This is a genomic window from Micromonospora craniellae (assembly GCF_014764405.1).
GTDB lineage: Bacteria > Actinomycetota > Actinomycetes > Mycobacteriales > Micromonosporaceae > Micromonospora > Micromonospora craniellae.
In genome coordinates, this window is sequence record NZ_CP061725.1 from 223,742 (window position 1) to 250,496 (window position 26,755).

Sequence of the window (26,755 nt, forward strand, 5' to 3'; positions counted from 1 at the left end):
CGGGTCAGGCGGTGCGGTCGAGGGTGACGCGGGCGTCGTCGGCCAGCCGGTAGCCGACGCCGTAGACGGTGGTGACCAGGGGTACGTCCACCCCGACCTTGCCGCGCAGCCGACGCACGTGCACGTCCACGGTACGGACCCCGGCGTGTTCGTAGCCCCAGACCGCGTTGAGCAGTTGGAGCCGGGTGAACACCCGTCGCGGGTGCGCCACCAGGTGCAGCAGCAGGTCGAACTCCAGCCGGGTCAGCGGCAGCGGGTCACCGTCGCGCAACACCGAACGGGACGAGGCGAGGATGTGCAGGGTCGGGATGGTCGGGGCCAGTTGCCGCGCCGGCGAGCGTCCGGCGGGGACGCTCTCGGTACGCCGCTCCGGCACCACCGGCGCACTGGCGACGATCGTCCCCTCGCCTCGTTCCAGCAGTTCCCGGGCCGCGTCGAGCAGCCGCCGGGCGGCCGGTGTCAACGACTCCTCGCAGACCAGCGGAATGGACAGGGTGACGGTGAGGACGGGTGTGGTGGAGTTGGCCGGACGTCGCTGACCGCCGGGCGGGCGACCGGGCACCGCAGGTTGGGACGTATGCCATCCGGCGCGCGACGATGCGGGGCTGACCGACATGGTCCTCCTTGGCTGGTCCGGGCTTTCCCCACGGCCCCGGGACGCCGCCTTATCGATGCTTCCCGGCACCCGTGCGAGGGTCAAGGGGCGGCCGCGTTGCATGAATGTGACAATTGACCGACACATCGGAGCCGACCGCTCGCTCTGCGTACGAGGCCAGTTGATTACAGCAGAGTCGCAAAGTTGACCTGATGCGGGGGTCGCCGACGGGTCTCGCGTTCCCCCCGATGGCGTGACGGACCTCGTGCGGGATCGGCACTGTCACGCATACGAGACGGACCGGTGTGGCGTGTCCCGTCAGGGGGCACGCCACACCCGTCGGTCGGGCTCACCGCCGGACGGTCACCCGGGCGTCGTCGGCGAGGCGGTACCCCACACCGTGGACCGTGGTCAGCAGAGGCGTGTCGACGCCCAGCTTGGCGCGCAGCCGACGCACGTGCACGTCGACGGTGCGGGCCACCGCGTGGTCGTGGCCCCAGACCGAGTTGAGCAGTTGGAGGCGGGTGAACACCCGACGCGGCCGCTCGGCGAGGAAGAGCAGCAGGTCGTACTCGATGCGGGTCAGCGGGACGTCCCGGTCGCCCTGACGCACCCGGCGCGGTCCGGTGAGTATCCACACGGCCCGCGGGTCCTCCACCACGGTCGGCCGCTCGACGTCGTCGTTGCCCGACACCCGCCCCTCGCCCGACTCGGCGAGTTCGCTCAGCAGCTCCAGCAGGCGGTTCAGGCAGGGGCTCGCGGCCGCCGAGGCGAGGTCGACGGTGATGGTCAGGGTCGGCCCGGTACGCTGCCGCACCAGCCGGGCACGGTTCGTGCGGCCGGGCGGAGACTGGCGTGGGTTGATCGCGACGACGGACATGGTGGCCTCCTGGGGACTACCGCCACGCCGGGTGGGCGTGGATGCTCAGTGGGACGCCCGGCCGGCGGTCGCCGGGGACGCGAGGGTGGACGGTCTGGTGGGCGGGGTGGGACCGAGCACGGGCAGGCCGACGATCCGCCAGGCGGCGAACCCACCGATCACGTCGGTCGCCCGGTACAGGCCGATGTCCTGCAACGCGGCGGCGGCCAGCGACGAGGTGTAGCCCTCCTGACAGATGACGATCACCGGCACGTCGTACCCGACGGCCTGCGGTAGCCGGGCGGCGCAGCGCGGGTCGAACCGCCACTCCAGCACGTTGCGCTCGACGATCAGCGAGCCGGGCACGGTGCCGTGCGCGGCGCGCTGGGCGGCCGGACGGATGTCGACCAGCAGAGCACCGGTCCGGTGCGCCATGTGCGCCTGCTCGGGATCGAGCCGGTCGAGTCGGGTGCGGGCGGCGGCCAGGATCTCGTCGATGCCCCGGGAGCCCGGGGGCGGCACCGACGCCGGACAGCGTGTGGCGACGGAACGGTTCTGCGACATCATCGGTTCCCTCCAAGGGGGTACGCGGCCGGGCGCACGATCGGGTGGCGACGCGGCGTGGGAGATCACCATGACACGCCGGCCTCGGCCACCTCGGCGACGAGCAGCCGGCCCTGTGCTAGGCGATAACGAGTCATCCGGCGCAGTGCCGGGCGGTAGACGTGCACGCTGACCGCGGGTTCGGCGTGCCGGTTGGTCACCACGTGCACGTGCCGTGGTCCGAAGCGGCGGCCGGAGCCGGCGGCGAGCAGGTGCGGGCGCAGCCGCCCGCCGCTCACCGTCTCCTCGGTCAGGACGCCTGCGGTGACCAGGAAGGCGCCGGAGGAGCCGCCGTGGTCGTGCAGGTCGGTGCCCTGCCCGGGGAGCCAGCTCAGCGCCCACACCTCGTGATGGGAGTCGGCGGCGAGTCGCGCGTACCAGCGGGTGGTCGGGTCGAAGCGCAGCGGCACGGGCCAGTTCGCGGCTTCGGCGGCCCACCGCCGGGCGACGGCGAGCAGGTCCGGCTCGGTGACGGGCAGGGCAGACATGTGGCCTCACGGACGGTCAACGGTGCGGTTACCGGGCCAGTCTAGACGGTAAGCCCTATAGGTTTAGTAGGTAATTCTACATGCTGGGAGGCCGACACGGACCGCGCCGAGCAGCGGCGTACCGCCCCACTAACCTGTACCGGTGAGCGAGGAACTCGACGCCGAGACCCTGGAGTTCGCACACCGGATGTTCGACCTGGCGCGCGACGGCGCGACCACGGAACTCGCCGGTTACGTCGACGCGGGGCTGCCGGTCAACCTGACCAACGAGCGGGGCGACAGCCTGCTGATCCTGGCGGCGTACCACGCTCACCCGGAGACCGTCACTGCCCTGCTGGGCCGGGGCGCCGACCACTCCCGAACCAACGACCGGGGCCAGACCGCCCTGGCCGCGGCGGTGTTCCGCAAGAACGCCCCGGCGGTCCGCGCGCTGCTCGACGCGGGTGCCGACCCGGACGGCGGCAATCCGTCCGCCGTGGAGACAGCCCAGTTCTTCGACCTGCCGGAGATGCTCGCGCTGCTGCGCCCGGCGGCCTGAGGTCAGGGCGCCGCCGGCCGGGTCGCCTCGACGAGGAACCGCCGGGCGTACGCGACGAACGGGCCCTCGGCCCGGATGCGCGCGTGCAGGCGGGCCAGCGCAGGCCGGTACGCCTGCACGGTGAAGCCGGGTACGGTCCAGACCACCTTGCGCAGGAACCAGACCACTGTACCGATGTCGTGGAAGACCGTCCGCAGTGTCGCCTCGCGCAGGTCCACCACGGTCAGGCCGGCCGCACGGGCCTGCGCGACCGCCTGCTCCGGATGCCGGTACGCCGGTGGCGGCAGCGGCCCGAGGATCGCCTCGCTGAGTTCGCGTACCGTCCCCGGGCCGATCTGCTGGGACAGGAACGTCCCGCCCGGCCGCAGCACGCGCGCCACCTCCGGCCAGTCGGTACGTACCGGATGGCGGCTGACCACCAGGTCGAAGCTGCGGTCACGGAACGGCAGCGGCGCGTCCGGGGCCACCGCCACCACGGTCGCCCCGAGCGGGCGGAGATTCTCCCGGGCCACCGGCACGTTCGGTGGCCACGCCTCGGTCGCCACCAGCAGCCGAGGCGGACGCGGCACTCCCGCGAGCACCTCTCCCCCGCCGGTGTCGACGTCCAACGCCGCGTCGGCGGTCGCCATCCGCGCCGCTACCAGGCGGGCGTACCCCCAGGGGGGACGCTCCTCGGTGGCCCGCCCGGCCAGCCAGTCGAACGCCCACCCCTCGACCGGCGCGGCCTCCCCGTCGGCGACCAGTTCCTCGAATCCCGCTCCCATGGACAGCATCGGGCCAGCATCCTCGCCTGCCCCACCCCGGCAATCCGATTTCGGGTTTCGGGTCCGAGCGGGTTTCGGGTTCGAGTTAGGAGGGGTCCCTTCCTATACACCAGGCGTTAGAAGGGGACCCTTCCTTTCACCGACTACGGGCGGGGGCGGACGACCTCCGCGGTCGGGGCGTCGACGCCGCGCAGGGCATCGAAGCCGGCCGCCTCGGTGCTGGCGGACTCGAAGTGGCGCATCAGCCGCGAGCCGAGGTGCACGCCGACCCCGCCGATCGCCAGCGCGACCACCTCGACGACCAGCAGCGCGGGTGCCGCGCCGCGGTTCGGGGCGTCGGCCCGGACCAGGCAGGAGATCAGGAACAGCCCGGCCATGCCGGCGTTGACCAGGTTGAAGGTGATCGCGGTGCGGCGGACGCGGTCCGGTGGCACGTCCCACAGGTCGACCATCCCGGCGATCGTGGTCAGCGCCGCCGCCACCAGCGCGGCCACCGCCGTCCAGTAGCCGACCTCACCGAGGAAGACCGGACCGCCGACCACGTCGGCGAGGTCGAAGATGGTCGCGCAGACGAAGAGCCCGTACGGGAACGTCACCAGCATCGGTTGGATGGGGTGCCCCTGCACCCGCAGCCGGCTCTGCATCGCTTCCCCCTGGGATCGGATCAGCCGTCAGTCCAGGGTGCTACCCGGGCGCCAGCCGGGCGAAACGACGCCTCGGGTCAGTTGTCCCGAGGTCGGGAGACCGTACTCACCAGCCGTTCGGCCACCTCGCGCAGCGGGATCGACAGCGACGAGGCCGCGCTGCGCAGCACCTGGAGGGCGTCGTCGGCCGGGCAGCCGCGCTGCGTCATGATCACCCCGACGGCGTGGCCGATCACGCCGTCGGCGAGCAGCGTGGCGTCCTGCTCGCCGGCCAGGGCAGCCCGCCGCTCCCGATCGCGTACGGCGGCCAGCAGCAGGCCAGCGTGCTCGGCGAGCAGCATCGCGGTCAACTGGTGACCGGAGGAGAGCACATCGCACTCACCGGCGTAGAGGTTGACCGCGCCGATCACCTGCTCGTCGATGTCGACCGGCGCGGAGATCACGCCGTGCACGCCGAGTTCCCGGGCCCGGGGCGTCCAGTCCGGCCAGCGGGGCTCGGCGTCGAGGTTCTCGGCGCCGACCATCTCGCGGCGGCGGATCGCCTCCATCGCCGGGGTGTCGGGGCCGTAGCTCAGGTCGTCCAGCCCGGCGAGCGGGGCGTCGGAGGCGGCCACCCCAGCGGGCTCGCCGGCCCGCAGGGCGGTGAAGCCGCACCAGCTCACCCTGGCCAGGGCGTCGCGGGTGATGCGTACCAGCGCGGTGAGCGCCGCGTCGAAGTCCTCCACCGCGATCAGCCCGGCGGTCAGTTCCCGCAACAGGGCTGCCGTCTCCAGGACGCCGAGGGTCTCGGCCGGTGGAGGGCTGGTCTCCAGGTTCACCTGCGCCCCGCTCCGGCACCCGCGGCCAGCGTCGTCACCTGTCTCCTCCTCGGTCTGCGCCTCGATCCGAGGACGACTCCGGTAGCACGGACCCGCCCTACTACCCACCCGAATATGGGTCGAAACGCCGCAAACCGGCGCCCCTCCCAGGGTACGACGACCACCGGGAGGGGCGTGGACGGGTCAGCGGGAACCGGCTCCGGACAGACGTCGGCCGACCGAGGCGATCAGTCGGTCCAGCTCGGAGCCGAACGGGTTGTCGTGCACCAGGTACGTCCAGGTGGCGCTCGGCCGCGTCAGCTCGGACTCGTCCGGCTCCCAGTCCTCGTCGAACTCCGTTTCCTCGAAGGTCGCCAGGGTGCGGGCCTCGATCTCGGGCACCAGGTTGGTGAAGGCGGGCACGGCGGCGCGGTGGAACTCGTCGAGCGGGTCCAGTCGGCCCAGTGCCCGCAAGTGCACACCTTCACGCACCTCGGAGAGCTCGGCCAGGTGCGCGGCCCAGAGCCGGTCGAGGTGGTAGAGCGCGATCGACCGGGCCGCCCGGGCGAGCAGGTCCTCGTCCATCTCTCCGGCCTTGTCGGGCATCTTGTCCAGCAGCATCAGCGCCGCGACGTCGCTGGTCAGCAGCCGCTCCCGGCGTTCGGCGAGCGCCTTGCGCTGCTGCTCGATGACCACGCTGTAGCGCCAGGTGTTGCGGTGGATCTCGTGGTTGACCCCCTCCGCGACCCGCTGCGCGTGCTCCACGGCGTAGTCCACCTGCGCGTCGGTGACCAGACCGTCGGCGTTCATCCGGGGCGAGGGCGGCACGGTGTCACCGGCGTGCCGGACCACCAGGTCGTCCTCAAGGCTGACGAAGAAGACCGACCCGCCCGGGTCGCCCTGCCGCCCGGCCCGGCCACGGAGCTGGTCGTCGACCCGGCGGCTGTCGTGCCGGCCGCTGCCGATCACGTAGAGGCCGCCCAGCTCGGCGACCTGGTCCCGGTCGATCTGGTCGCTGCCGCCGAGGCGGATGTCCACGCCCCGGCCGGCCATCTGGGTGGAGACGGTCACCGTGCCGTGGGCACCGGCCTCGGCGATGATCGCCGCCTCCTCGTCGTCGTTCTTGGCGTTGAGCACCACGCAGGGCACGCCGGCCGCGTTCAGACCGGCGGCGAGCTGCTCGGACTCCTTGACGTCGAGCGTGCCCACCAGCACCGGACGCCCGTCGGCGTGGCAGCGCTTGATCTCGTCGATCAGCGCCTCTTCCTTCTCGGCCCGGGTGGCGTAGATGCGGTCCGGCTCGTCCACCCGCACACACGGGGTGTTCGGCGGGATCACCGCGACCTCCAGGCCGAAGAACTCCCGGAGTTGGTCGCCGACCAGCACCGCGGTCGCGGTCATGCCGCACACCTTCGGGTAGAGGCCGATGTACGCCTGCACGGCGATCGTGCCCAGCACCTCGCCCTCGGCGGTGGCGTCCAGCCCCTCCTTGGCCTCGACCGCGGCCTGGAGCCCGTCGGGCCAGCGACGCCGCTGGGCGACGCGGCCGCGCATCTCGTCGATCAGCTCGACCGTGCCGTCCCGGACGATGTAGTCCACGTCCCGGTGCAGAAGGGCGTGCGCGTGCAGCGCCACGTTCACGGCCGAGAGCTGCTCGACGTTCTCCTCGTCGTACAGGTCGACGCCGAGCTTGGCCTCGACGGCGGCCAGGCCGCCGGAGGTGAAGGCGGCGCTGCGGCCGTCCTCGGCGACGGTGTAGTGCTTGCCCTTGCGCAGGCCACGCACCAGCCCGGCGGCGGTGTGCACCGGGTCCTGATCGCCCGGGACCGAACCGGCGAGCACCATCGGCACCCGGGCCTCGTCGATCAGGATCGAGTCCGCCTCGTCGACGATGGCGGTGCGCAGCGGCGGCTGGACCCGGTCGGCGATGTCGGTGACGAGCTGGTCGCGCAGGAAGTCGAAGCCCGCCTCACTGACCGAGACGTAGGTCACGTCGCAGGCGTACGCGGCCCGCCGCTCGATCGGGGTGGACGCCTCGTTGACCCACCCGACGGTGAGCCCGAGCAGGGTGTAGACCGGCTCCATCCACTGGGCGTCGCGGCGGGCCAGGTAGTCGTTGACGGTGAGCACGTGCACCGGGCCGTTGCCGAGCCGGACGTGCCCGTACGCGGCGATCGCGGCGGTCAGCGTCTTGCCCTCACCGGTGGCCATCTCGGCGACCTTGCCGGAGAGCAGCGACATCGCGCCGAGCAGCTGGACGTCGTACGGCCGTTGGTCGAGGCCACGACCAGCCGCCTCGCGGCCGAGCGCGCAGATCTCTTCGTAGCTCGACGCGGCGTCGGCGGCCTCGGTGAGCTCGGCGTCGTCGAACGCCGAGACCTTCTCCTCGCGGGCCTCGATGGCCGGCAGCAGCTTCTCCAGCGGGGCCAGATCAACCGTGGTCCCCGGGCGCTGGAGGAACCGGCGGAACCTGGTCTTCAACCGTTGCGACACACCCATGAGCCGCAACGGTACGCGACCGGAGGCCGGTTGTGACGGCCCGACGGGACTGCTGTTGCGTGAGCCTGCCCGGCCGTCTCCTCCGTTCGGCCCGTCGGGAACGGCGAGTCAGCAGGTCAATGGCGTGTCGCGCGCTTGCGGTCCCGGCCACGTTCCCCGTCGGGCAGGTGCCCGGACCGGCCGCAATCAAACGTTCATCCGGCGGGAACGTGCCGGGAGCACGGTGGTGATCAAGCTGGGGGATGGATCCGATTAGCGTGCGGGGTGCTGGGAAATCCGACTCCCGGTCTTCCCGCGACGATCAGGGGGTGCCTGTGCGGAACACTGAATCTCTGGTCTCGCCCGTGGTGGAGGCCTGGGCCACGTATCGGACGACCTCGGCGGCCGACTGGCCGACGCGACGGCTGCTGCGGGCCAAGGGCGACAGCCGGGTCAGCGTGGTGCTGCCGGCGCGCAACGAGGAGGCCACCGTCGGGGCGATCGTGTCGACCATCCGCGAACACCTGATGGACCGGGTGCCGCTGGTCGACGAGCTGATCGTGGTCGACTCGCGGTCGACCGACCGGACCGCCGAGGTGGCGCGGGCGGCCGGCGCCGAGGTGGTCGGCCAGGACGCGATGACCCAGGGCTTGCCCCGGCTGACCGGCAAGGGCGACGCGCTCTGGGCCGGACTGGCCGCGGCGGAGGGCGACGTGGTGGCGTTCGTCGACGCCGACCTGCGGGAGTTCCGCCCACACTTCGTCACCGGCCTGATCGGCCCGCTGCTCACCGACCCGTCGGTCGACTTCGTCAAGGGCTTCTACCACCGGCCCCTGATCAACACCAGCGGCGTGGAGGCCGACGGCGGCGGCCGGGTGACCGAGCTGATGGCCCGTCCGATGCTCAACCTGTTCTGGCCGGAGCTGGCCGGTTTCGTGCAGCCGCTGGCCGGTGAGTACGCCGGCCGCCGCGAGGTGCTTGCCCAGGTGCCCTTCGTCTCCGGCTACGGCGTGGAGACCGCGATGTTGATCGACCTGCTGGAACTCGTCGGGCTGGACGCCCTGGCCCAGGTCGACCTCGGGGAACGCAAGCACCGGCACCAGGACACCGCCGCGCTGGGCCGGATGTCCGCGCAGATCATGCTCACCGCCTGGTCCCGGTTGCAGCGGCGGGGCTGGGCCAGCCCGGACGTGCTGCCCACCGCGCTGCTCACCCAGTTCCGCCGGGGCGGCACCGACGCGCTGCCGAACCTGGACCGGGAGATCGTGGTCAGCGACGTCTCGGTGCAGGAGCGACCGCCCCTGGCGGAGCTGCGGCACCGGGTGCCGCGACGGCGGGTGGTCGCGGCGTCGTAGGACCGCTCGTCGCGGTACCGCTCCCACACGTGCCGGCCGCCCGGGAGGGCGGGTCGCCGCCGCCACGACGCGGTTTCGCCGCACGGCCTCCCGGGTAGTTGGCAGGCCGTGCGGCGGTCGAGTATCGAGGGCGGAGATGGCGAGCCGGATCATCTGTGAGGTGGACGACGGGGCACCGGTCACCGTCGTCCGGCTCGCCGGCACCCTCGACCTGACCACCACGCGCGCGGCGTACCGCGTCCTGGATCGGTGCCTGGCCGCCCAGCCCGACGCCCTGGTGGTGGACCTCTCCGGGCTGCGGGTGGATCACCCGCTGGCGGTGTCGGTCTTCGCCGCCGCCGCACGCCGGGCGGCCGGCTGGCCGGTGGTCCCGATGGTGCTCTGCGCGCCGGGGCCGGCGGTGGAATCGCTGGCCGACTCGGGTGCCTGTCAGGTGGTGCCGATGCGCCGCTCCTGCGACGAGGCGGCCCAGGTGGCCGGCGCGTCGGCCGTGCCCCGGCTGCGGATGCGGCTGGAGCCGGTGGCGGCGGCCTGCCGGCGGGCCCGGGAACTGGTCGTCGACGCCTGCGCGCGGTGGAATCTGCCCGAGGCGGTCGGCCCGGCCTCGGTGGTGCTCAGCGAGCTGGTCGGCAACGTGGTCCGCCACGCCGGCACGCCGATGCAGGTGACCGTGACCCTGCGGCGGCCGTGGCTGCACCTGGCGGTGGTCGACGGCAGCAGCACGCCGGCCCGGCCCGGCGAGTCCGGGCACCGTGACGAGGGCGGCCGGGGCCTGCTGCTGGTACGCGAGCTGGCCGATCGCTGGGGCAGCGCGCCGGCCGGTGACGGAAAGGCCGTCTGGGCCACGCTACCGGCCAATTGACCGAAATTCCCCTTCTCGCCTGGTTACATGGTCGACGGGGCGGGTAGCCACGCCCGTCCTTTTGCGTCGTCAGCGGGGTGAGAGCGCATGCCCGAGCGGGTAACCACCGAACCCGGACGTGACCGAGGGCCGGCCATTCTGGCCCCGGCCCGGTTCGGCGGCTATCCCGGCCCGCTGCGTACGCCGCTCCCCGGCGCGAAGCTGGTCAGGTTCCTGGCCACCACCGACCACAAGCAGATCGGGCTGCTCTATCTGCTGACCTCGTTCGCGTTCTTCGTGCTGGCCGGGATCGAGGCGATGCTGATCCGCGCCGAGCTGGCCCGCCCGGGTATGCAGTTCCTCTCGCCGGAGCAGTACAACCAGTTGTTCACCTCGCACGGCGCCGTGATGCTGCTGCTGTTCGCCACGCCCGCCGCGTTCGGCTTCGGCAACTACATCGTGCCGATCCAGATCGGCGCGCCGGACGTGTCGTTCCCCCGGCTGAACGCGCTGGCCTACTGGCTGTACCTGTTCGGCGGTCTGATGGTGATCGGCGGGTTCTTCACCCCGCAGGGCTCGGCCGACTTCGGGTGGACCGCGTACACGCCGTTGAGCACCGTCGAGCACTCCCCCGGCGTCGGCGCGAACATGTGGGTGGTCGGCCTGGTCGTGTCGGGTCTGGGCACGATCCTCGGCGCGGTCAACCTGATCACCACGATCCTGACCCTGCGTGCCCCCGGCATGACCATGTTCCGGATGCCGATCTTCACCTGGAACATGCTGTTCACCAGCGTGCTGGTGATCCTGGTCTTCCCGCTGCTGGCCGCCGCGCTGCTGGCGCTGACCGCCGACCGGCTGCTCGGCGCGCAGGTGTTCAACCCGGACACCGGCGGCCCGATGCTGTGGCAGCACCTGTTCTGGTTCTTCGGGCACCCCGAGGTCTACATCATCGCGCTGCCGTTCTTCGGCATCATCACCGAGGTCATCCCGGTCTTCTCCCGCAAGCCGATCTTCGGCTACACCGGCCTGGTGCTGGCCACCATCGCGATCACCGTGCTGTCAATGACCGTGTGGGCGCACCACATGTTCGCCACCGGCCAGGTGCTGCTGCCGTTCTTCAGCATCCTCAGCTATCTGATCGCGGTGCCGACCGGGGTGAAGTTCTTCAACTGGATCGGCACGATGTGGAAGGGACAGCTCACCTTCGAGACGCCGATGCTGTTCTCCATCGGATTCCTGGTGACCTTCCTGCTCGGCGGCCTCACCGGTGTGCTGCTGGCCAGCCCGCCCGCCGACTTCCACACCCACGACACCTACTTCGTGGTGGCGCACTTCCACTACGTGGTCTTCGGCACGGTGGTCTTCGCACTCTTCGCCGGCTTCTACTTCTGGTGGCCCAAGATGACCGGGCGGCTGCTCGACGAGCGGCTCGGCAAGCTGCACTTCTGGACCATGTTCATCGGCTTCCACGGCACCTTCCTGGTGCACCACTGGCTGGGCAACGAGGGCATGCCGCGCCGGTACGCCGACTACCTGCCCACCGACGGCTTCACCACGCTCAACACGGTCTCCAGCATCTTCTCGTTCGTGCTCGGCGCGTCCACGTTGTTCTTCATGTGGAACGCCTGGAAGTCCTGGCGCTTCGGCGCCCAGGTGACGGTGGACGACCCGTGGGGCTTCGGCAACTCGCTGGAGTGGGCGACCACCTGCCCGCCGCCGCTGCGCAACTTCGACCGGATGCCGCGGATCCGCTCCGAGCGCCCGGCCTTCGACGCCAAGTACGGCGAACTCGTCTCCGACCTGGGCCGCGACCTTCCCCAACGGGCGGTCAAGCCGCCCCAGGAGTTCCGCGACGAGATCCACCGCGAGACACACCCGCCCGAGTCGCCGGCGCCCGGAGGCGCGCACGGCGCGCCGGAGGCGGAGGCGTACCAGCCCGCGCCGCAGTCCGGGGCCCGGCCGGTGGAGGTGCCGACGCCGGAGGAGGTGCGTCGGCCCAGCTTCGCCGACACCGACGAGCCGGAGGACAACCCGCTGGGCGCGGAACGCCGGGAGCAGAACGACCGGTGGCGGCACCCGCGCGGGCCCGGTGACAGCACCGAGAACTGAGCCCGATCGCACGTACTGCACACCGATCGGGATACGCGGGGGAAAGTGTTAGGAGGGGTCCCCTGCTATGCACGAGGCGTTAGCAGGGGACCCCTCCTTACCGAACCGTCGTCCGCGCCGCCGTCTTCGTGGTCTCGGACTCGGCCGGGCCGTTCTGCCAGGGCGGCGGCGCGTCGGCGAGCATCGCCTGCCGCAGCCAGGTCAGCGCCCGGGACAGCAGCCGGGAGACGTGCATCTGGGAGATGCCGAAGCGGGCGGCGATCTCGGCCTGGGTCTGGTTGCCGTAGAACCGCATGGCCAGGATCCGCCGTTCCCGCCAGGGCAGCCGGTGCAGCAGCCCGCTGACCGTCACCCGGTCGTCGACGGATTCCAGCGAGATGTCCGACTCGCCGACCAGGTCACCGAACTCGGCCGAGCTCTCCCCGCCGACCGGCGCGTTGAGCGACGCCGGGCTGTAGCCGGCCGCCGACTCCAGCGCGGCGAGGATCTCCTGCTCCGGCGTCTCCAACCGCTTGGACAGTTCCGCGACCGTGGGCGCGCGGGACAGCTCGCTGGTCAGCGCCGCCGTCGCCTGCCCGACCTCCAGGATCAGGTCGCGCAACCGGCGGGGCACGTGCACACCCCAGGTGCGATCCCGGAAATGCCGTTTGATCTCACCCACGATGGTGATCGCGGCGTACGCGGTGAACGAGCCGCGTTCCGGGTCGTACCGGTCGACGGCGTTGACCAGCCCCAGACGGGCCACCTGTTCCAGGTCCTCCAGCGGTTCCCCGCGTCCCCGGTAGCGGCGGGCCAACCGGCCCGCGAACGGCAACGCGAAGCGGACCAGGTCGTCACGCGCCTCCTGGCGCCGCTCCGGCGGCACTCCCTCGATCCGTGCCGCGTACGCGAGCGCCGCCGCGTCGAGATCCTCCAGCCCCCGGTCCGTCGGTGGTGGTGTGGTCGTGCTGGTCTGTCCGAACATCCAGCGCCTCCCTCAGGAAGGACCCCGCCCGGATCGGTGGACACCGGGCACGCGCGTGGACACGCACGGGCCGAAGAGTGGGTTGGTGATTGGGATGCCAGCGGGCGACGCCGCGCCACGGCAACGGTGATCAGCCTGTCGCAGCCGGCGGTGTTCCCGCTCCGTAGGTACTCAATCACGGCGGCGCGGCTTCGCGAGGATGTTTCGTCAGCCCCACCTCAACAGATGAGCAGGCCGTGCGGGGTGCCGCTGGCGCGCAGCGTGGCCAGCGCGTCGGGCACCGCCAGCGGCGGCGGGGTGGGCAGGTCGTACGGCTGGGCGCGGAGCACCTCGGTGGCGCGGCGGGTGGGCACGGAGGTCACCGGGTAGCCCCGTGCGGTGGCGCGGTCCAGTGCCCGGCGGCGGCGGCCGAACCCGGCCACGGCCAGCCACTGCGGCAGCCCGGCGAGGGCCGGTGAGCGTACTCCGGGCGGCTCGGGGAGCACGTCGACCGAGACGAACGGCTCGCTGCCGGCCAGCCACCACTCGACCTGCTCGACGTTGCGCCGGGTGGCGTTCTCGCACCAGTACGGCACCATCCCCGCCCGCACCACCTGCCACGGGTCGAGCAGTCGGCCGCATTCCACCACCAACCGGTCACCGGTCTTGCCGGCGGCGCGCAGCCAGCGACGGTACAGGTCGGCGACAGCGGCGCTGAGCACCTCCGGCCCCGGGAAGAGAAGCCGGTGCACGGGATGCCCGGCGCGGGCGGTCCACTCCCGGACGGCGCGGTCCAGACCGGGCTCCACGCCGTGCTCGGCGGCGGCGGGCGGGGCGGAGATCTCCGGCGGCTCCCAGTGCGCGCCGTCGCCCCCGGCTAAGCGCAGCACCTGCCGCAGCGCGTGGCTGTCCGGGTGGAAGTCGACCGGCTCCAGCCCGCTGCCCGGGCAGCCGACCTGGAAGCTGTGCCCGTCGGCGGCGTCGTGCACCGGCCAGGTCCGCGCGTCGCAGAGCACCAGCACCGGCGCACCCGGCGCCAACCGGCCGGCCAGGAACCGCCGGTACGCCACCGGCAGCGTCCGCCACCGGGCGGTCAACGCGACCGTCACCCCGGCCAGCGAGCCCCGACTCGCCGGGCAGTGCACCTGCCGGACGTGCAGGTCGGGGTTCCCGGCGAGCAGCCGACCGGCGAGGGCGGCGCCGTGGTCCAGGGCGGCGCGGGGACTGTCCACCGCACCGCGCGGCCAGTGCGCGGTCATCTCGAAGCCGGCCGGCAGCCACGGCATCCCGAGCGCCATCGCCAGGTGGGCGGCCCCGCCGTGCGGCGAGCCCAGCAGCACTCCCGGGTACCGGCCGTGCGGGTACTGGTCGACGAACCACCGGGCGACCCGGCCCGCGTCGACCTCGGCGGCCTGGCCGGCGGTGAGGGCGACCCGGCCGGCGGTGCGGGCGGCGGCGGCCCGGCGGATCGGGTCCGGGGTGCCCGCGAAGCGGGACGTCGGCCCGACGTGGCCGAGATCCGCGCAGTCGGCGTCGCGCAGCGCGCGGGCGATGGCCGCGACGAGCACCCGGGCGGCACTACCGACCGCGACCACCCGGTCACCGGCCAGTCCCGCACCCGCTGCCGTGAGTCCCGGTCGCGATCCTCGCGCCGGCCCCACCGTGCCCCGTTCGCTCACGCGGCCCGGCTTCCCGCCCGGATGCGGCTTAAACAGGGCATCCCTCCCCGAGTGGGATCAATCAGGTGATCTTCCACCGTCCACCCCGACGGGGCGCAACGCCCCGGCGGAGCCCACACCGGCCGGACCGACCACCAGCTCCAGCAGGCACGGCCGGTCCGCGCCGAGCGCCTCGTCCCCGGCCGCGCCGACCAGCTCCGGGCGGTCGAGGCGGAGGCCGTGCAGGCCGAGCAGGCGCGCCCAGCCGGCGTACGGGACGTCGTCGGCGGGCGGGTGGGGCGACTGCGCGTACCGGGGATGCCCGGATCGGGTGTTCAGCACCAGCAGCACCAGGCGCGGGTCGGGCCACGCCGTCCGGTGCCGGGCGACGGTGACCAGCTCGGCCAGGCCCGAGGCGCGCATCCCCTCGTCGGCGACGACGGCGAGCACCGGGCGGTCCGGGGCGGCCAGCTTCGCGGCCAGCGCGTACGGCAGGGCGGTGCCTGGCGCCCCGTCGGTGCGCAGCACCTCCACGCCGGACGGCACACGCAGGTGCCGGGCGTACCCGGCGACGGTGGCGCCGCCGTCCACGGTCACCGCGCTACCCGGGGGCAGCCGGGCGGCCAGGTCGTCGAGGGCCTGCCACGGATCGACCACCCGGCCGGCGTCCGTCGACGGGCGGCGGACGGACGCCTCGCCGGGCAGCACCAGGCACACCGGTCCGCCGCCGCGCAGGGCGCTGCCCAGCACCTCGTCCACCAGCTCCGGCACCCGGGCCGGGTCGGCGGCGTACCGGACGTGCCGGCACGTCCCGGCGAAGCGCGGGCCGTCGTCGCGGTGCCCGTCCGGCTGCTGCTCGCCGAGCACCGCCAGCACCGGCAGGCCGGCCCGCCGGGCGGCGTCGAGGCCGCCGAGCAGACCCAGCGCGTCCGGTCCGCCGCCGGAGAGGCAGACGCCGACCCCACCGGCGAACCGGGCGTGCCCGGCCGCCATCAGCGCGGCGCTCTCGGCGTGCCGGACGGGTACGAACTCCGGGTCGCCGCCGGCCGCACGCACGGCCTCGACCAGCGGCGCGGTCGCCGCACCCGGCACGCCGTAGACCCGCGCGACCCGCCAGGCCAGCAACCGCGCGACGACCGCGTCCGCGACGGGCGGGTCAGGCACCGCCCCGTCCCGGGGTGACCGGGTCGACGTAGCGCAGCACCGCACCGACGCCCTCCACCAGTTCCGGAGCCTCGTCCGGGCCCAGCACGGTCAACTCGGCGTCGGTACCCACCAGCGCCCGCACCAGCGCCGCGTCGGCGCGTACCCGGGCCGGGTCGGCCACGGTGGCGAGCTGGTTCGGGTCGGTGGCGATGTCGGTGGCCGCCGGGCCGATCCAGAGTTGTCCGTCGGCGGACGGGTCGTCCACCAGCAGCATCGTGTCGACCTGGTGGCGTTGCAGCGCGGCGACCACGGCGTCGAGTCCGGCGCCGACGTCCTCCTGCGTGCCGAAGCGGTCCAGCGCGGCGGTCACCCGCTGGTCGGCCACCTCGGCGATGGTCTGCACGGTCAGGTCGTCGAGCAGGCTCTGGTCGGCCCCCTCCGCCCGGGACCCGGCGTCGGTGCGGACCACCATGTCCTGCCAGCGGGCCGGCATCTGGGCGGCGATCATGCCGGTGGCCCGGATGTCGCCGGCCACCACGACCACCTCGGCGCCGACCCGTTCGGCCAGTTCCACGGTGGCGGCGGTGACGTCGCCCGCGTTGTGGTGCCATGCCTCCATGGCGGCACGCTGGTAGCGCGACTGCGACCAGCCGCCGGGCTTGACCCGACGCAGCGGGAAGCTCTCCCGACCGGCGACGTGCGCCCGCCGGGGCACCCCACCGGCGCTGACCGACATCGCGTCGGCGCCGGTCCGGTCGGCCAGCACCCGCACCCAGGCGACCTGCTCACCCCGCTGGGCCAGCAACGGCATCACGTGCGGCAGCGGCGCGTACGCGGCCAGGTCCCGCCGGGGCGGCGCGGCCAGGTACTCGGAGAGCACCACCCGTCCGTGGGCGCCGAAGACGGCCAGCCCGTAGTCCCCGGGCATCGGGTCGTGGCCACGCACCACCCGGTCGATGGCGGCGATGGTCGGTTCGTCGGCGCCCTGCTCGGCGAGCTGCTGTTGCAGACCGCGCCAGCGCAGGTCGAGTGCCGCGTGGGCGTCCTCGGTGTCCAGCGAGGCGTCCAGGTAGACCGCGCACCACGGACCCGGACGCTGGTAGAGCGGGCGCAGGAAGGACAGCTGCATGCTCGACCCCTTTCCAGCTCGGCCCACCGCTTACCCGCGCCACCCGGCTTGTCACCTGCCAGCCACCGCGTGACCGGTTTTCATTCACGTCGTTCAACCTCGGGAATCGATACGATCTGTAGGCGAAAGCGGACTCTGGGTGGTGGACATGGACACGACGTCGTACTCCCGGCGCAGCCTGCATCCGACCGGTCGGATCCTCACCGCGCAGATCGTGCGGCTGATGGACGGCTACCCCCGGGAGGTGCGCGTGGGGCAGCCGGTGCTGGTGGTGGTGCTGGCCGCCGCCGGGGTGATCGGCCTGCTCGCCAAGCTGGTCCGGGCCGCGCTCAGCGCCGGCTCCGGCACCGGCCGGCGCAGCTTCAAGGAGCTCAAGAAGGGGCCGGAGTACCTGGTCACCCCGGTCCGCCTGCGCGACTCGGACGGCAAGCTGTACGAGGTGGAGCTGCACGGACACCTGCCGCAGAGCGCGCTGCACCCGGCCGACCACGTCCAGCTCACCCTGCGCGACCAGGGCGACCCGGACCTGGCGCCGAAGATCGAGCGGATCGTCAACCTGACCACCGGTCAGCTGCTACGACCCCGCACCGCCACCATGTGGTCGCACCTCGGCCCGCCGCTGCTGCTCCAGGCCATGCTGGGTCTGCTGCTCCTCGCCGGCCTGGCCGCCTGTACCGCCCTGACCTGAGCGGTCAGCCGACCGGCGCGGGCTCCCGTTCCGGCGCGGGGGTGGTGGCGAGCATCCCGCGTCGGCGGGCCCAACGCTCGAAGACGATGGTGGCGAACGGCGGCACCGCGCAGGCCAGCGCCACCACGGTGGCCGTCAGGCTCCACCGCTGCACCCGGGCCACGGCGAGCACGAGCAGCCCGTACACCACGAACAGCGCACCGTGGATCGGGCCGAAGATCTGTACACCCAGCTCGTTGCCGGGCGGACCGTACTTGACCGCCATCCCGGCCAGCAGGCCGGCCCAGGAGATCGCCTCCGCGATCGCCGCCACCACGAACAGTCGGGTCACCTTTTCGCGGACGTCAGCCATGGTATGCGGCGTCGAATCCGTAGTCCGCGCGCGGTCGGGGCTTTCGCCCGGATGCATGGACGTGCGACGTTGTGGGTACCAGGGGTGACAGGGTGGTGACCATGGGCGAGGAAGTCGGCGCGCAGACCTTCAGTCGCCAGGATCGGGCTCGCTACCGGGACAAGGTGCGGCGCTGTCTCGACGTCTTCGCCGAGATGCTGCGCGAGTCCCGGTTCGATGTCGACCGGCCGATGACCGGCCTGGAGATCGAGCTGAACCTGGTCGACGACGACTCCATGCCGGCCATGCGCAACGCCGACGTGCTGCGCGCGGTGGCCGACCCGAGTTTCCAGACCGAGCTCGGGCAGTTCAACGTCGAGATCAACGTGGCGCCCCGGCGGCTGGCCGGCACCGGCCTTCACGAGTTCGAACAGAGCGTACGGGCCAGCCTGAACGCCGCCGACCAACGGGCCCGGACGGTCGGCGCGCACCTGGTGATGATCGGCGTCCTGCCCACCGTGCGCCCCGAGCACCTGACCGCCGCCACGCTGTCGGCCAATCCCCGCTACGCGCTGCTCAACGAGCAGATCTTCGCCGCCCGCGGCGAGGACCTGCGGATCTCGGTCAACGGGGTGGAACGGCTGTCGGTCACCGCCGACACCATCACCCCGGAGGCGGCCTGCACCAGCACCCAGTTCCACATCCAGGTCGGGCCGGCGCAGTTCGCCGACTACTGGAACGCCGCCCAGGCCATCGCCGGGATCCAGGTGGCGCTCGGTGCGAACTCGCCGTTGTTCTTCGGCCGCGAACTGTGGCGGGAGACCCGCATCCCGCTGTTCCAGCAGGCCACCGACACCCGACCCGAGGAGATCAAGACGCAGGGCGTACGGCCCCGGGTGTGGTTCGGGGAACGCTGGATCACCTCGGTCTTCGACCTGTTCGAGGAGAACGTGCGCTACTTCCCGGCGCTGCTGCCGGTCTGCGACGACGAGGACCCGTCGGAGACGCTGGCCGCCGGTGGCGTACCGCACCTGGCCGAGCTGCGGTTGCACAACGGCACCATCTACCGCTGGAACCGGCCCGTCTACGACGTGCTCCGGGGCCGACCGCACCTGCGGGTGGAGAACCGCGTGCTGCCGGCCGGGCCGACCGTGCTCGACACCGTCGCCAACGGCGCGTTCTACTTCGGACTCGTCCGGGCGTTGGCCGAGGCCGACCGGCCACTGTGGTCGCAGATGTCGTTCAGCGCCGCCGAGGAGAACTTCAACTCCTGCGCCCGGCACGGCATCGACGCGCACGTCTTCTGGCCCGGCCTGGGCTACCTGCCGGCCACCGAGCTGGTGCTGCGCCGGCTGCTGCCGCTGGCCCAGCACGGGCTGGACCGGTGGGGCGTCGACCCGGACGAACGGGACCGGCTGCTCGGCGTCATCGAGCAGCGCTGCCTCACCGGCCGTAACGGGGCGAGCTGGCAGGTGGCGACGTTGCACCGGCTGGAGTCGGCCGACCAGCTCGACCGCCCGGAGGCGCTGCGCGGGGTGGTGCGGCACTACGTGGAGCTGATGCACAGCAACCGGCCGGTCCACGAGTGGCCGATACCCTGACGGCCTCCCGACACAGACAGCGACCGGACGGACGCAGACGATTACCGTAGGTGCGATTCCTTACCGCCGGGTCGAGAGGATCCGCCGATGTCACCGTCACGCCGTCACGCCGTCGCCCGTACCGCCATGCTCCTCACCGCGCTCGCCCTCGTCGCCGGCGCCGTCCCTCCGCTGCCCGCCACCGCCGGTCCGCGTACCGTCACCGCCACCACCGGCGAGGTGCGGACCACCGTCCGGGACGCCGCCACCGGCGCCGACGCCCGCGCCTGCCTCGCCCTGGTCCCGGTCGACCGCGACCCGCTCACCGTCGTCTTCCTCGGTGAGGAGCAGCTCGGCCGGCACGGCGGCTGCACCGGGGTCGAGGGAGGCGCGGTGCACATCACCAACGTGACACCCGGCCGGTACCGTCTGCTGGCCGACCCCTACGACATCAGCCGCCACGGCCTCCAGTGGGTCGGCGTGCGTGGCGGTAAAGGGCAACGGGAACGGGCGGCCGTCATCACGGTGCGAGCCGGCCGTACCGTCACCGCCCCGGCGGTCCGGCTCGACCCGCCGGGCACCGTGACCGGGCGGATGACCCGGACCACGGACGGCACGCCGGTCTCCGGCGGTTACGCCGCGCCGATGCCCTCCGTCCCGCATCCCAAGTACGGCAGCCCGGGTGCCATCAGCGACGATGACGGCCGCTACACGCTGACCGGCCTCGGGCCGTACCAGTGGCCGCTGTACTTCACCGGCAACGGCCTGGCCAGCCAGTGGTCCGGCGGGACCGGCGACCGGCGCCAGGCCAGCACGGTCCGGGTACGCGCCGGTCGCACCGTCACCCTCGACCAGGCACTCACCTCCGGCACCGCCCTCAGCGGAACCGTCACCGCCCCGGACATCTCCCACTACGCGCAGGTGGTCGCCTTCCATGCCCGGACCGGTGACGTGGTGGGCGTGGCGGACGCGGGCTCCGACTACACGCTGCGCCTGCTCCCGGGGCAGCGGGTGGTGCTGCGCTGCGACTGCGTGTACGCGCCGAGCCGCTGGTACCCGAACGCCGACGGGATCGGCGGCGCACAGTCCCTGCGCGTACGCGCCACGCCGCTCACCGCCGACTTCGACCTGACCGGCCCTGCCGCGCCCTGACCCGGCGCGCTCGGCGCAGGGCGTCCAGGGTGAGTTCGGCGGCACGGGCGAGGGGTGCTAGGCCGGTGGGGGTGCGCTGCTTTCCCGGTCGTGGAATTCGGGGGCGACGAGCCGCAGCACGTACGGCTCGTTCGTTTCCGCCTCGGCGCCGATCCGGCGGACGAGTTGACGGACGGCCAGCCGCCCGAGGCGGTCGGGGGCACTGTCCACCGACGAGTACGGCAGGGAGAAGAGTTGCGCGAACTCGTCCGAGTAGCGACCGACGACCGACATGTCCCGCGGCACCTCGATGCCGCGCGCGTGCAGCACCATCGGCAGCGCCGCAGCCGCCGCCTCGTTGTCGACGAGCAACCCGGTCGCGTCCGGGTACGCGTCAAGCGCCGCGTGGAGCGACCGGCCGACCGCCGGCTGCCGTGACTCACCGAAGACGGCGTGCAGCACGATCCCGCGCCGCCGCGCCTGGTCCAGCGCGGCGCTCCGCAGGCGCCAGACCCACGCGCCGCCGCGTTGTACCACGAGTTCCGGCTGGGAGATCAGAATGATCTCCCGGTGACCGAGGCGGTGCAGGTGGTCGACCATCGACCGACCGGTCTTTTCGAAATCGAGGTCGAACACGTCGACACCGGAGCAGTCCTCCGGCAGCCCCACCAGGGCGCCGGGCTGGGGAGCGGCCCGCAGCACCGGCAGCCGGGGGTCCTGGTGGGCGACGTTGAGCAGGACGATCCCGTCGACCATGCGGGATCGGGTGATCCGGCTCAGGGCGTGGGCGCCGTCGGCCTCGGTGATGAGCAGGGTGTCGTAGCCCAACTCCCGGCTCGCGTCGCAGACGCCCAGGATGTACTGCAACATGGCCGGGGCGAACTCGCCCTCCAGGAACTGCGCGAGCAGGCCGATCACCATCGTCTGCGAGGTGGCCAGCGCCCGCGCGCCCGCGTTGGGCGTGTAGCCGAGCCGGCGTACGGCGTCGTTCACCCGCTCCCGTACCTCGGCGGAGATCGTCCGCTTACCGGAGAGCGCGTACGACGCGGTGCTACGGGACACCCCGGCCGCCCGGGCGACGTCGCCGATCGTGACCACGAATCCTCCTGTCGTCACTGGGGCACCCGCACCGCCGGTCGGTCCGGCGGTGCGGGTGCCGTGGTTCGGGTGGGGACGACAGCTCAGGGAGTGTCGTGGGGGCGCAGCCGCGGCGGCGCCCCCACCCGTTGTACTACTCGAACAGGGACAGCGTCAGGGTCGAGGTGTACTCGCCCGCGGCGACGTCTGCCGGGGTCCGCAGGAACAGGTCCGCGTCGACCGAGTACTCGCCGCCCGCGACCGCACCCGAGTCGAACGTGGAGACCAGCAGTTCCTGGTCGACCAGACCCACGTTGTTACCCGGCTGGGGTCGGCTCGTCCAGGACGGTCACGACCTCTTCGCCCTCGGACACCAGGCCGTCGTCGTCACCCTCGATCAACCGAGGCTTCCAGCCCAGATGCCCCGCACCGATCGGGTCCTGGCCCTCGCCACCGACGAAGGCGGTCGCCCTGCCCAGCACCGCCCACGCGGCGCCCTCCGGCACCTCGTCCACCGTCCGGGTGTCCGTCACCACCGTCACCCGGCTCAGCCAGGGCCGGCGACGCCACCGCCACCGAACCGGCCAGCATGGCGCCGGCGGCACCCGCCGCGAACAGCCGCTTACGACTGCGTGTGTTCATCCGATACTCCGTTGTCGCTCGCGGTTACTGGGCTTGACGAGGGTCGGCGGCACAGTTCAGGGCGGCGTATTCCTGCGTGACGACGGTCGTCACACTCTCGCCGTCGACCGACCCGGTGGCCGTCACGGTCGCCGACCCTGCTGGCACCGAGGCCGCCCGGGTGTTGAACTGCTGGAACGCGTTCCCACCCGGCGCGATGTCCGCCACCGACCGCTGGCCGTACGCGCTCTCCAGCACGATGTCCACCGGCCCGTCATGGTCGTTACGGGCCTGCACCGCCACGTACGCCCGACCGGCCACACACCGCGCCTGCGCCGTGACGGTGACGGCGATGTTGCCCGGCGTGCCGCTGAACTTCGCGACGGAGATCTTGTCGATCACCGGCGCCTCCTTCGCCCGGAGCAGGATGCCGGGCCAGAGGCTCTCGGCGTACGTCTCGCCGTCGAAGTTGCGTGCCTCCTCGGACGAGAACGTTATGGTGTTACGACCCTGCCTCAACTCCACCGGGACGGTGAGTTCCCAGAAGTTGTTCCGGTGGAAGCTGCCGGGGAAGAGCACACTCTCCACCGCCGACCCGTTGATCGTCAGGTCGGCGCGACGGGTCATCGGGTTCGGGTTGTAGTGCGACGCCTGCGACTGCTCGGGGTTCGCGTACCGGACCCGCATGGCGTAGACCCCCGCGCTGTCGACGTCGACGTCGAAGGTCAGCGTGTTCTGGTTGTCCGCGTCGCCGCCGATGCCGGTGACCGCCTGCCCGCCGCTGGCCAACGTCAGCGGCGTGACCTGCGCCGTACCGGCCGTACGGGCCGCCTCCGCCTCGTACTCGACCACCTTGAGGTTGCCCTCGGTGGGCTCGACCACGATCCGGTCCACCAGCAGCTCGCCGCTGTCCCCGGTGACCGTCACCTTGTTCACCCCGCCGGAGAGCGAGACCGCCACGGCCGTCGACGGCCCGGCGACCCGACCCACGTCGCGTCCGTTGACGGCCAGGTCACCGTTGCCGCCGCCCAGCGTGTGGACCGTGACGGTCGACTCCGCGTCCTCGGCCGAATAGACCCAGAACGTGACGGAGTCGTCGCGGGACACCTCCACCACGCCGGAGCCGGAGACGTCCCGGTCGTCCAGGCGCGGGCCGTCGTACACCGGGGTCGCCCCGGCGAGGTCGGCCAGCTCCGCCTCGTAGCCGACGCGGGCCGCCGCCGGGTTCGGCAGGGCCAGCGTGATCCGGTCCACGAGCGCGTCGCCCCGGGTCGAGCGGCTTCCGTCGAGACTGCGCGCGGCCAGCGAGATGACGTTGCTGCCCTTGGTCAGCCGCACGGTCGTGTCGGCGTGGTCCCAGACCACCCACTTGTAGCCCAGCGGCAGGAACAGCTCCTGCTCGGCGCCGCCGTCGACGCGCAGGAACACGTTGGTCGGCCCCTGCTCCTGCACCAAACCGAAGGTGTTCAGCGAGTTGGCGAAGACGCTCAGGTCGTAATCGCCGTCCTCGGGGACATCGACGGTGAAGTCGAGCACGACGTCCGAGCCGGTCCGCAGTCCGCCGACGTTGTAGCGGCCCGAGGTGTAGAACTTCGACACGTCCGACGGCGAACCCTCCGGTCCGTTACGGCTGTAGCCGCTACCCCGGTGCGCCGCGTCCTCCGCCTCGTAGCTGCCCTTCCACAGGGTGGGGGCGACAGCGCTCGCCGCGCCGGCGCCGGCCGGCGTCAGCACGATCTCGTACGCCGAGGACTCCGACAGCGTCGGCAGATCGTCGCCGAAGTCGAACGCCACCACGCCGTCGGTCACGTCGACGACCCGCTCGGCGATGATCTCGGGCGGGGCCGAGTCACCGATCTGCCCGGTCCACGGGATCTCCCGGATCCACGCCCGCGCCTTGCCGCCGATCACGTCCGGCACGTTGTCGAACCTGATCGACGCCTTACCGGAGGAACCGCCGAAGATCGCCCTGGCCTGGGCGCGCTCCTCATCGAGCGTGGCAACGCCCTGAAGGCTGTAGTTCTGGCCGGGGAAGGGCGGACTGACCTCGACGGTGTGCCCGGTCATGCTGGCGTACGCGTTGAACAGCCACCACTGGCCATTGGCCCGGTTGGCCTGGACCGCCGAGTCGGAAAGATTGCCGTTGATGTTCCAGAAGGCGATCATCGCGTCGATCTTCGACTCCTCGATCGCGGAGATCCACTGGATCATCTGCCCCGGCACCGAGGTGTGGTAGTTGAAGGCGTACTCGTTGACGTTGATCGGCAACTGCCTGCCCTCGTAGCGGGTGCCGGCGAAGACCTCCGCCTCCCACTCGCGGTACCGCGTCACGTTGGTCCGGACCTGGGCCGGGTGGCTCAGCTCGTGCCAGGTGGCGATGTCCGGCACGGTCCCGGCCTCGACGGCGTGCTCAAGGAAGCCCTTGACCTGCGTGTAGAGGACGCTGGTGTTCGGGCCCGAGATCCGCACGTCGGGCAGCTTCTGCTTGATCATCGCGTACGCCTGGTCCCAGGCGCGGAAGTAGTCGGTCGGGTCGTTCAGCCAGCTCACCCGGTTGTAGCTCCACTGGCCGGTGCCGAACATGTTCCCTTCCGGCTCGTTGAACGGCTCGATGACGATGTTGTCGCGGTACTCGGGATCGAGCTGTGCGATCTGGTCGAGCTGCCGTTCGAGGACCTGCATGTAGCCGGAGAGCTTCGCCTCCGGAGTGCTGCCGGGCCACTGGTACGGGAAGCCGCGGTAGAAGTCGGTCGTCCGGACGTATACGTCGCCGCCGGTGCTGTCGGCCAGCGGCTTGACGATCTCCAGCGCGTCGGATCCGGGGTGCTGGGCGCCGTCCTGCCCCTTGGTGGCGACCGTACGGAGGTTCATGCCCTCGATCAGGTTGTTGGTCGGGACCCCCGGGGCGTACAGCCCGTACAGGGCGCCCGCCGCGCCGCCGTGGAAGTCGCCGGTGTCGGTCGCGAGGTCGATGGTCAACTCGCCTTCACGTACCACCGTCACGGTGGCGCTGACCTGCCGTCCGGCCACCGTGCCGGTGACCTGGAAGACACCGGGTCGACCGTAGTCGCCGGGGTCGACGGCGTTCCAGGCGGCGGCGACCGACCGGTCGTAGTCATCGGAGAAGGAGGCGCGGACCGTGGCGGGCAGGGGCGGCGCGGCGCCGATCGTGGTCCGGACGTCGAAGGTGTCCTGCGCCAGTCCGGTCAGGGTGGGAGTGGACCCGACCAGCTCGGCGACCTGCTCGGTGGTGAGCGCCGTGCGGTAGAGGCGGAAGTCGTCGACGGCGCCGGCGAAGAGCGGGTCCTGGTAGAAGGACCGGCCGATGAAACCGGCGGTGCTGCCCGAGCCGGTGAGCAGGTCACCCGCTGAGATGGTGGTCGCGGCCGAGGCCACCGCGACGCCGTCCAGGTAGGTGGTGATCCGGTCGGCGGTCGTGTCGAGGGTGGTGGTGAGCGTACGCCACTGCCCGGCCGGCAGTTGCGCGAAGCCGTTGACCTGCGCCTCGCCGTTGCCGCCGGACGTGGTGACGGCGGTACGGAGCCGGCCGTCGCCGTTGTACGGGGTGCTGAACAGGTAGCGGGTGGTGTTGGTGCCGAGCGCGTACATCCACTGCCAGGGGGCCGTGGCGCCGTCCCACCTGACCCGCGTCGAGACGGTCAGGTCGGAGGCGCCCTGTAGCGCGGCGCGGGGCAGGCTGACGTAGGCACCGTTGGAACTCGGCGCCCCACCCGGCAGTCTGAGCGCCGTCCCACCGCCCGCGCCGTCCACCAGGGACGCCGTCGCGGGGTTCACCAGCGTGCCGGCGAGCCCGTTGCCCGAGCTGTCGGCGACGACCCCGGTGGAGAGGTCGATCCCGCCGAAGTCGTAGTGCAGGGATGGAGACGGCAGGTCGGCGGCGGCGGCCGGCGCCGCGAAGACCGCGGTGCCCACCATGGTGAGTGTCACGGAGAGCGCGACCGCTCGCCGGAATGTTGATCTCGACAACGCCTTCATGTGGCAGCTCCTAGTTGTCGTTCTCGTGGTGGTGGTGCTGGGGCGACCCGCTTCGGCCCGCGGCCGCCGAACCGGCGTCGCCAAGGTGGCCCGCGGAGTGTCGAACCGGTTCGCTAACCGCCTGGGAAGGACCTCCCTCCAATGGAGAAATTGGTCGTCTACGTCGGTGCCGACAGTCCCGAACCGGCAAGGCGAAGCACCCGCGGCCCGCCCTCGCGAAGCCACCGGCGCCATGGGAGTGCGGACCGGATGACACCCGGTCCGCCGCTGTCCGTGAAGCCGCCCAACGAACCATCGGCCCGCTGGTCACCGCATTGTTAACGTTCACTTCCGGGAACGTCAACCCCGCGACAGAACGGAAACGATGTCGCGACGGGAGAACTG

At 72.2% G+C, this 26,755-nt stretch carries 24 protein-coding genes; 7 read left to right on the forward strand and 17 right to left on the reverse strand.

Going from position 1 to position 26,755, the window contains the following annotated elements:
- Positions 1–4: 4 nt before the first annotated feature.
- The 4 genes from ID554_RS01005 to ID554_RS01020 form a co-directional block, all read right to left on the reverse strand.
- Positions 5–616: a winged helix-turn-helix domain-containing protein gene (locus ID554_RS01005; protein ID WP_117229801.1), complete on the reverse strand. Its 612-nt coding sequence runs from the start codon at positions 614–616 to the stop codon at positions 5–7.
- A 328-nt stretch (positions 617–944) separates the two neighbouring features.
- Positions 945–1,388 carry a winged helix-turn-helix domain-containing protein gene (locus ID554_RS01010; protein WP_223884604.1) on the reverse strand — a complete coding sequence of 148 codons (444 nt, stop codon included), beginning with the start codon at positions 1,386–1,388 and terminating at the stop codon, positions 945–947.
- A gap of 132 nt (positions 1,389–1,520) precedes the next feature.
- Positions 1,521–2,018 carry a rhodanese-like domain-containing protein gene (locus ID554_RS01015; RefSeq protein WP_117229799.1) on the reverse strand — a complete coding sequence of 166 codons (498 nt, stop codon included), beginning with the start codon at positions 2,016–2,018 and terminating at the stop codon, positions 1,521–1,523.
- A gap of 65 nt (positions 2,019–2,083) precedes the next feature.
- Complete coding sequence (locus tag ID554_RS01020) at positions 2,084–2,545, reverse strand: cysteine dioxygenase (RefSeq protein WP_117229798.1); 462 nt, start codon at positions 2,543–2,545, stop codon at positions 2,084–2,086.
- A 142-nt stretch (positions 2,546–2,687) separates the two neighbouring features.
- Between ID554_RS01020 and ID554_RS01025 the strand changes: the two genes are divergently transcribed.
- The gene (locus ID554_RS01025; RefSeq protein WP_117229796.1) at positions 2,688–3,083 is read left to right on the forward strand and encodes an ankyrin repeat domain-containing protein; all 396 of its coding nucleotides are present in this window, start codon (positions 2,688–2,690) and stop codon (positions 3,081–3,083) included.
- A 2-nt stretch (positions 3,084–3,085) separates the two neighbouring features.
- Here the strand turns inward: ID554_RS01025 and ID554_RS01030 are convergent, their stop codons facing one another.
- From ID554_RS01030 to secA2, 4 genes are all read right to left on the reverse strand, one after another.
- Complete coding sequence (locus ID554_RS01030) at positions 3,086–3,856, reverse strand: class I SAM-dependent methyltransferase (protein ID WP_396888446.1); 771 nt, start codon at positions 3,854–3,856, stop codon at positions 3,086–3,088.
- A gap of 134 nt (positions 3,857–3,990) precedes the next feature.
- Positions 3,991–4,491 (reverse strand): DUF2231 domain-containing protein, encoded by a 501-nt coding sequence (locus tag ID554_RS01035; RefSeq protein WP_117229795.1) that lies wholly within the window; start codon positions 4,489–4,491, stop codon positions 3,991–3,993.
- 77 nt (positions 4,492–4,568) lie between these two features.
- Positions 4,569–5,309 (reverse strand): GAF and ANTAR domain-containing protein, encoded by a 741-nt coding sequence (locus tag ID554_RS01040; RefSeq protein ID WP_117229794.1) that lies wholly within the window; start codon positions 5,307–5,309, stop codon positions 4,569–4,571.
- A gap of 183 nt (positions 5,310–5,492) precedes the next feature.
- Positions 5,493–7,787, reverse strand: coding sequence for an accessory Sec system translocase SecA2 (gene secA2, locus ID554_RS01045; RefSeq protein WP_117229793.1), 2,295 nt, complete (start codon positions 7,785–7,787; stop codon positions 5,493–5,495).
- A 347-nt stretch (positions 7,788–8,134) separates the two neighbouring features.
- Here secA2 and ID554_RS01050 point away from each other — a divergent pair, with 347 nt between their 5' ends.
- The 3 genes from ID554_RS01050 (at position 8,135) to ctaD (ending at position 12,071) form a co-directional block, all read left to right on the forward strand.
- Positions 8,135–9,121, forward strand: a complete 987-nt coding sequence (locus tag ID554_RS01050; RefSeq protein ID WP_223884605.1) for a glucosyl-3-phosphoglycerate synthase — start codon at positions 8,135–8,137, stop codon at positions 9,119–9,121.
- Positions 9,122–9,257: 136 nt separating this feature from the next.
- Positions 9,258–9,983, forward strand: coding sequence for an ATP-binding protein (locus ID554_RS01055; RefSeq protein WP_117229789.1), 726 nt, complete (start codon positions 9,258–9,260; stop codon positions 9,981–9,983).
- An 87-nt stretch (positions 9,984–10,070) separates the two neighbouring features.
- Positions 10,071–12,071: an aa3-type cytochrome oxidase subunit I gene (gene ctaD / locus ID554_RS01060; RefSeq protein ID WP_117229788.1), complete on the forward strand. Its 2,001-nt coding sequence runs from the start codon at positions 10,071–10,073 to the stop codon at positions 12,069–12,071.
- A gap of 97 nt (positions 12,072–12,168) precedes the next feature.
- On the opposite strand, the gene ID554_RS01065 is transcribed toward ctaD, so the two are convergent.
- The 4 genes from ID554_RS01065 to ID554_RS01080 form a co-directional block, all read right to left on the reverse strand.
- The gene (locus tag ID554_RS01065; RefSeq protein WP_117229787.1) at positions 12,169–13,035 is read right to left on the reverse strand and encodes a SigB/SigF/SigG family RNA polymerase sigma factor; all 867 of its coding nucleotides are present in this window, start codon (positions 13,033–13,035) and stop codon (positions 12,169–12,171) included.
- 218 nt (positions 13,036–13,253) lie between these two features.
- Complete coding sequence (locus tag ID554_RS01070; protein ID WP_117229836.1) at positions 13,254–14,675, reverse strand: hypothetical protein; 1,422 nt, start codon at positions 14,673–14,675, stop codon at positions 13,254–13,256.
- Positions 14,676–14,750: 75 nt separating this feature from the next.
- Complete coding sequence (locus ID554_RS01075) at positions 14,751–15,836, reverse strand: thiamine pyrophosphate-binding protein (RefSeq protein ID WP_158573796.1); 1,086 nt, start codon at positions 15,834–15,836, stop codon at positions 14,751–14,753.
- Complete coding sequence (locus tag ID554_RS01080; protein WP_117229785.1) at positions 15,829–16,947, reverse strand: baeRF2 domain-containing protein; 1,119 nt, start codon at positions 16,945–16,947, stop codon at positions 15,829–15,831. The genes ID554_RS01075 and ID554_RS01080 overlap by 8 nt, the downstream gene beginning before the upstream one ends.
- Positions 16,948–17,095: 148 nt before the next feature.
- On the opposite strand from ID554_RS01080, the gene ID554_RS01085 reads away from it, so the two are divergent.
- The gene (locus ID554_RS01085; protein ID WP_117229835.1) at positions 17,096–17,635 is read left to right on the forward strand and encodes a hypothetical protein; all 540 of its coding nucleotides are present in this window, start codon (positions 17,096–17,098) and stop codon (positions 17,633–17,635) included.
- A 4-nt stretch (positions 17,636–17,639) separates the two neighbouring features.
- On the opposite strand, the gene ID554_RS01090 is transcribed toward ID554_RS01085, so the two are convergent.
- Positions 17,640–17,987: a DUF3817 domain-containing protein gene (locus ID554_RS01090; protein WP_117229784.1), complete on the reverse strand. Its 348-nt coding sequence runs from the start codon at positions 17,985–17,987 to the stop codon at positions 17,640–17,642.
- A 101-nt stretch (positions 17,988–18,088) separates the two neighbouring features.
- On the opposite strand from ID554_RS01090, the gene ID554_RS01095 reads away from it, so the two are divergent.
- A complete protein-coding gene (locus ID554_RS01095; RefSeq protein WP_117229834.1) occupies positions 18,089–19,567 on the forward strand; it encodes a glutamate--cysteine ligase in 1,479 nt (492 codons plus the stop codon).
- An 87-nt stretch (positions 19,568–19,654) separates the two neighbouring features.
- The gene (locus tag ID554_RS01100; protein WP_147333529.1) at positions 19,655–20,698 is read left to right on the forward strand and encodes a hypothetical protein; all 1,044 of its coding nucleotides are present in this window, start codon (positions 19,655–19,657) and stop codon (positions 20,696–20,698) included.
- A gap of 57 nt (positions 20,699–20,755) precedes the next feature.
- Here the strand turns inward: ID554_RS01100 and ID554_RS01105 are convergent, their stop codons facing one another.
- The 4 genes from ID554_RS01105 to ID554_RS01115 form a co-directional block, all read right to left on the reverse strand.
- A complete protein-coding gene (locus ID554_RS01105) occupies positions 20,756–21,775 on the reverse strand; it encodes a LacI family DNA-binding transcriptional regulator (RefSeq protein ID WP_117229782.1) in 1,020 nt (339 codons plus the stop codon).
- Between the two features lie 133 nt (positions 21,776–21,908).
- Positions 21,909–22,067, reverse strand: a complete 159-nt coding sequence (locus ID554_RS31210; protein WP_223884387.1) for a hypothetical protein — start codon at positions 22,065–22,067, stop codon at positions 21,909–21,911.
- Positions 22,068–22,071: 4 nt separating this feature from the next.
- A complete protein-coding gene (locus ID554_RS31215; RefSeq protein WP_223884388.1) occupies positions 22,072–22,287 on the reverse strand; it encodes a hypothetical protein in 216 nt (71 codons plus the stop codon).
- Between the two features lie 133 nt (positions 22,288–22,420).
- Positions 22,421–26,311 carry a LamG-like jellyroll fold domain-containing protein gene (locus ID554_RS01115; RefSeq protein ID WP_223884389.1) on the reverse strand — a complete coding sequence of 1,297 codons (3,891 nt, stop codon included), beginning with the start codon at positions 26,309–26,311 and terminating at the stop codon, positions 22,421–22,423.
- Positions 26,312–26,755: the final 444 nt, after the last annotated feature.

What these genes read in the sequence shown, in the direction of transcription:
- ID554_RS01015 (WP_117229799.1), bottom strand. Translation starts at nt 2,018, where the DNA reads ATGTCGCAGAACCGTTCCGTCGCCACACGCTGTCCGGCGTCGGTGCCG.
- ID554_RS01065 (WP_117229787.1), bottom strand. Translation starts at nt 13,035, where the DNA reads ATGTTCGGACAGACCAGCACGACCACACCACCACCGACGGACCGGGGG.
- ID554_RS01035 (WP_117229795.1), bottom strand. Translation starts at nt 4,491, where the DNA reads ATGCAGAGCCGGCTGCGGGTGCAGGGGCACCCCATCCAACCGATGCTG.
- ID554_RS01085 (WP_117229835.1), top strand. Translation starts at nt 17,096, where the DNA reads ATGGACACGACGTCGTACTCCCGGCGCAGCCTGCATCCGACCGGTCGG.
- ID554_RS01100 (WP_147333529.1), top strand. Translation starts at nt 19,655, where the DNA reads ATGTCACCGTCACGCCGTCACGCCGTCGCCCGTACCGCCATGCTCCTC.
- ID554_RS01005 (WP_117229801.1), bottom strand. Translation starts at nt 616, where the DNA reads ATGTCGGTCAGCCCCGCATCGTCGCGCGCCGGATGGCATACGTCCCAA.
- ID554_RS01020 (WP_117229798.1), bottom strand. Translation starts at nt 2,545, where the DNA reads ATGTCTGCCCTGCCCGTCACCGAGCCGGACCTGCTCGCCGTCGCCCGG.
- ID554_RS01055 (WP_117229789.1), top strand. Translation starts at nt 9,258, where the DNA reads ATGGCGAGCCGGATCATCTGTGAGGTGGACGACGGGGCACCGGTCACC.
- ctaD (WP_117229788.1), top strand. Translation starts at nt 10,071, where the DNA reads ATGCCCGAGCGGGTAACCACCGAACCCGGACGTGACCGAGGGCCGGCC.
- ID554_RS01115 (WP_223884389.1), bottom strand. Translation starts at nt 26,311, where the DNA reads ATGGTGGGCACCGCGGTCTTCGCGGCGCCGGCCGCCGCCGCCGACCTG.
- ID554_RS01030 (WP_396888446.1), bottom strand. Translation starts at nt 3,856, where the DNA reads ATGCTGTCCATGGGAGCGGGATTCGAGGAACTGGTCGCCGACGGGGAG.
- ID554_RS01095 (WP_117229834.1), top strand. Translation starts at nt 18,089, where the DNA reads ATGGGCGAGGAAGTCGGCGCGCAGACCTTCAGTCGCCAGGATCGGGCT.
- secA2 (WP_117229793.1), bottom strand. Translation starts at nt 7,787, where the DNA reads ATGGGTGTGTCGCAACGGTTGAAGACCAGGTTCCGCCGGTTCCTCCAG.
- ID554_RS01090 (WP_117229784.1), bottom strand. Translation starts at nt 17,987, where the DNA reads ATGGCTGACGTCCGCGAAAAGGTGACCCGACTGTTCGTGGTGGCGGCG.
- ID554_RS01080 (WP_117229785.1), bottom strand. Translation starts at nt 16,947, where the DNA reads ATGCAGCTGTCCTTCCTGCGCCCGCTCTACCAGCGTCCGGGTCCGTGG.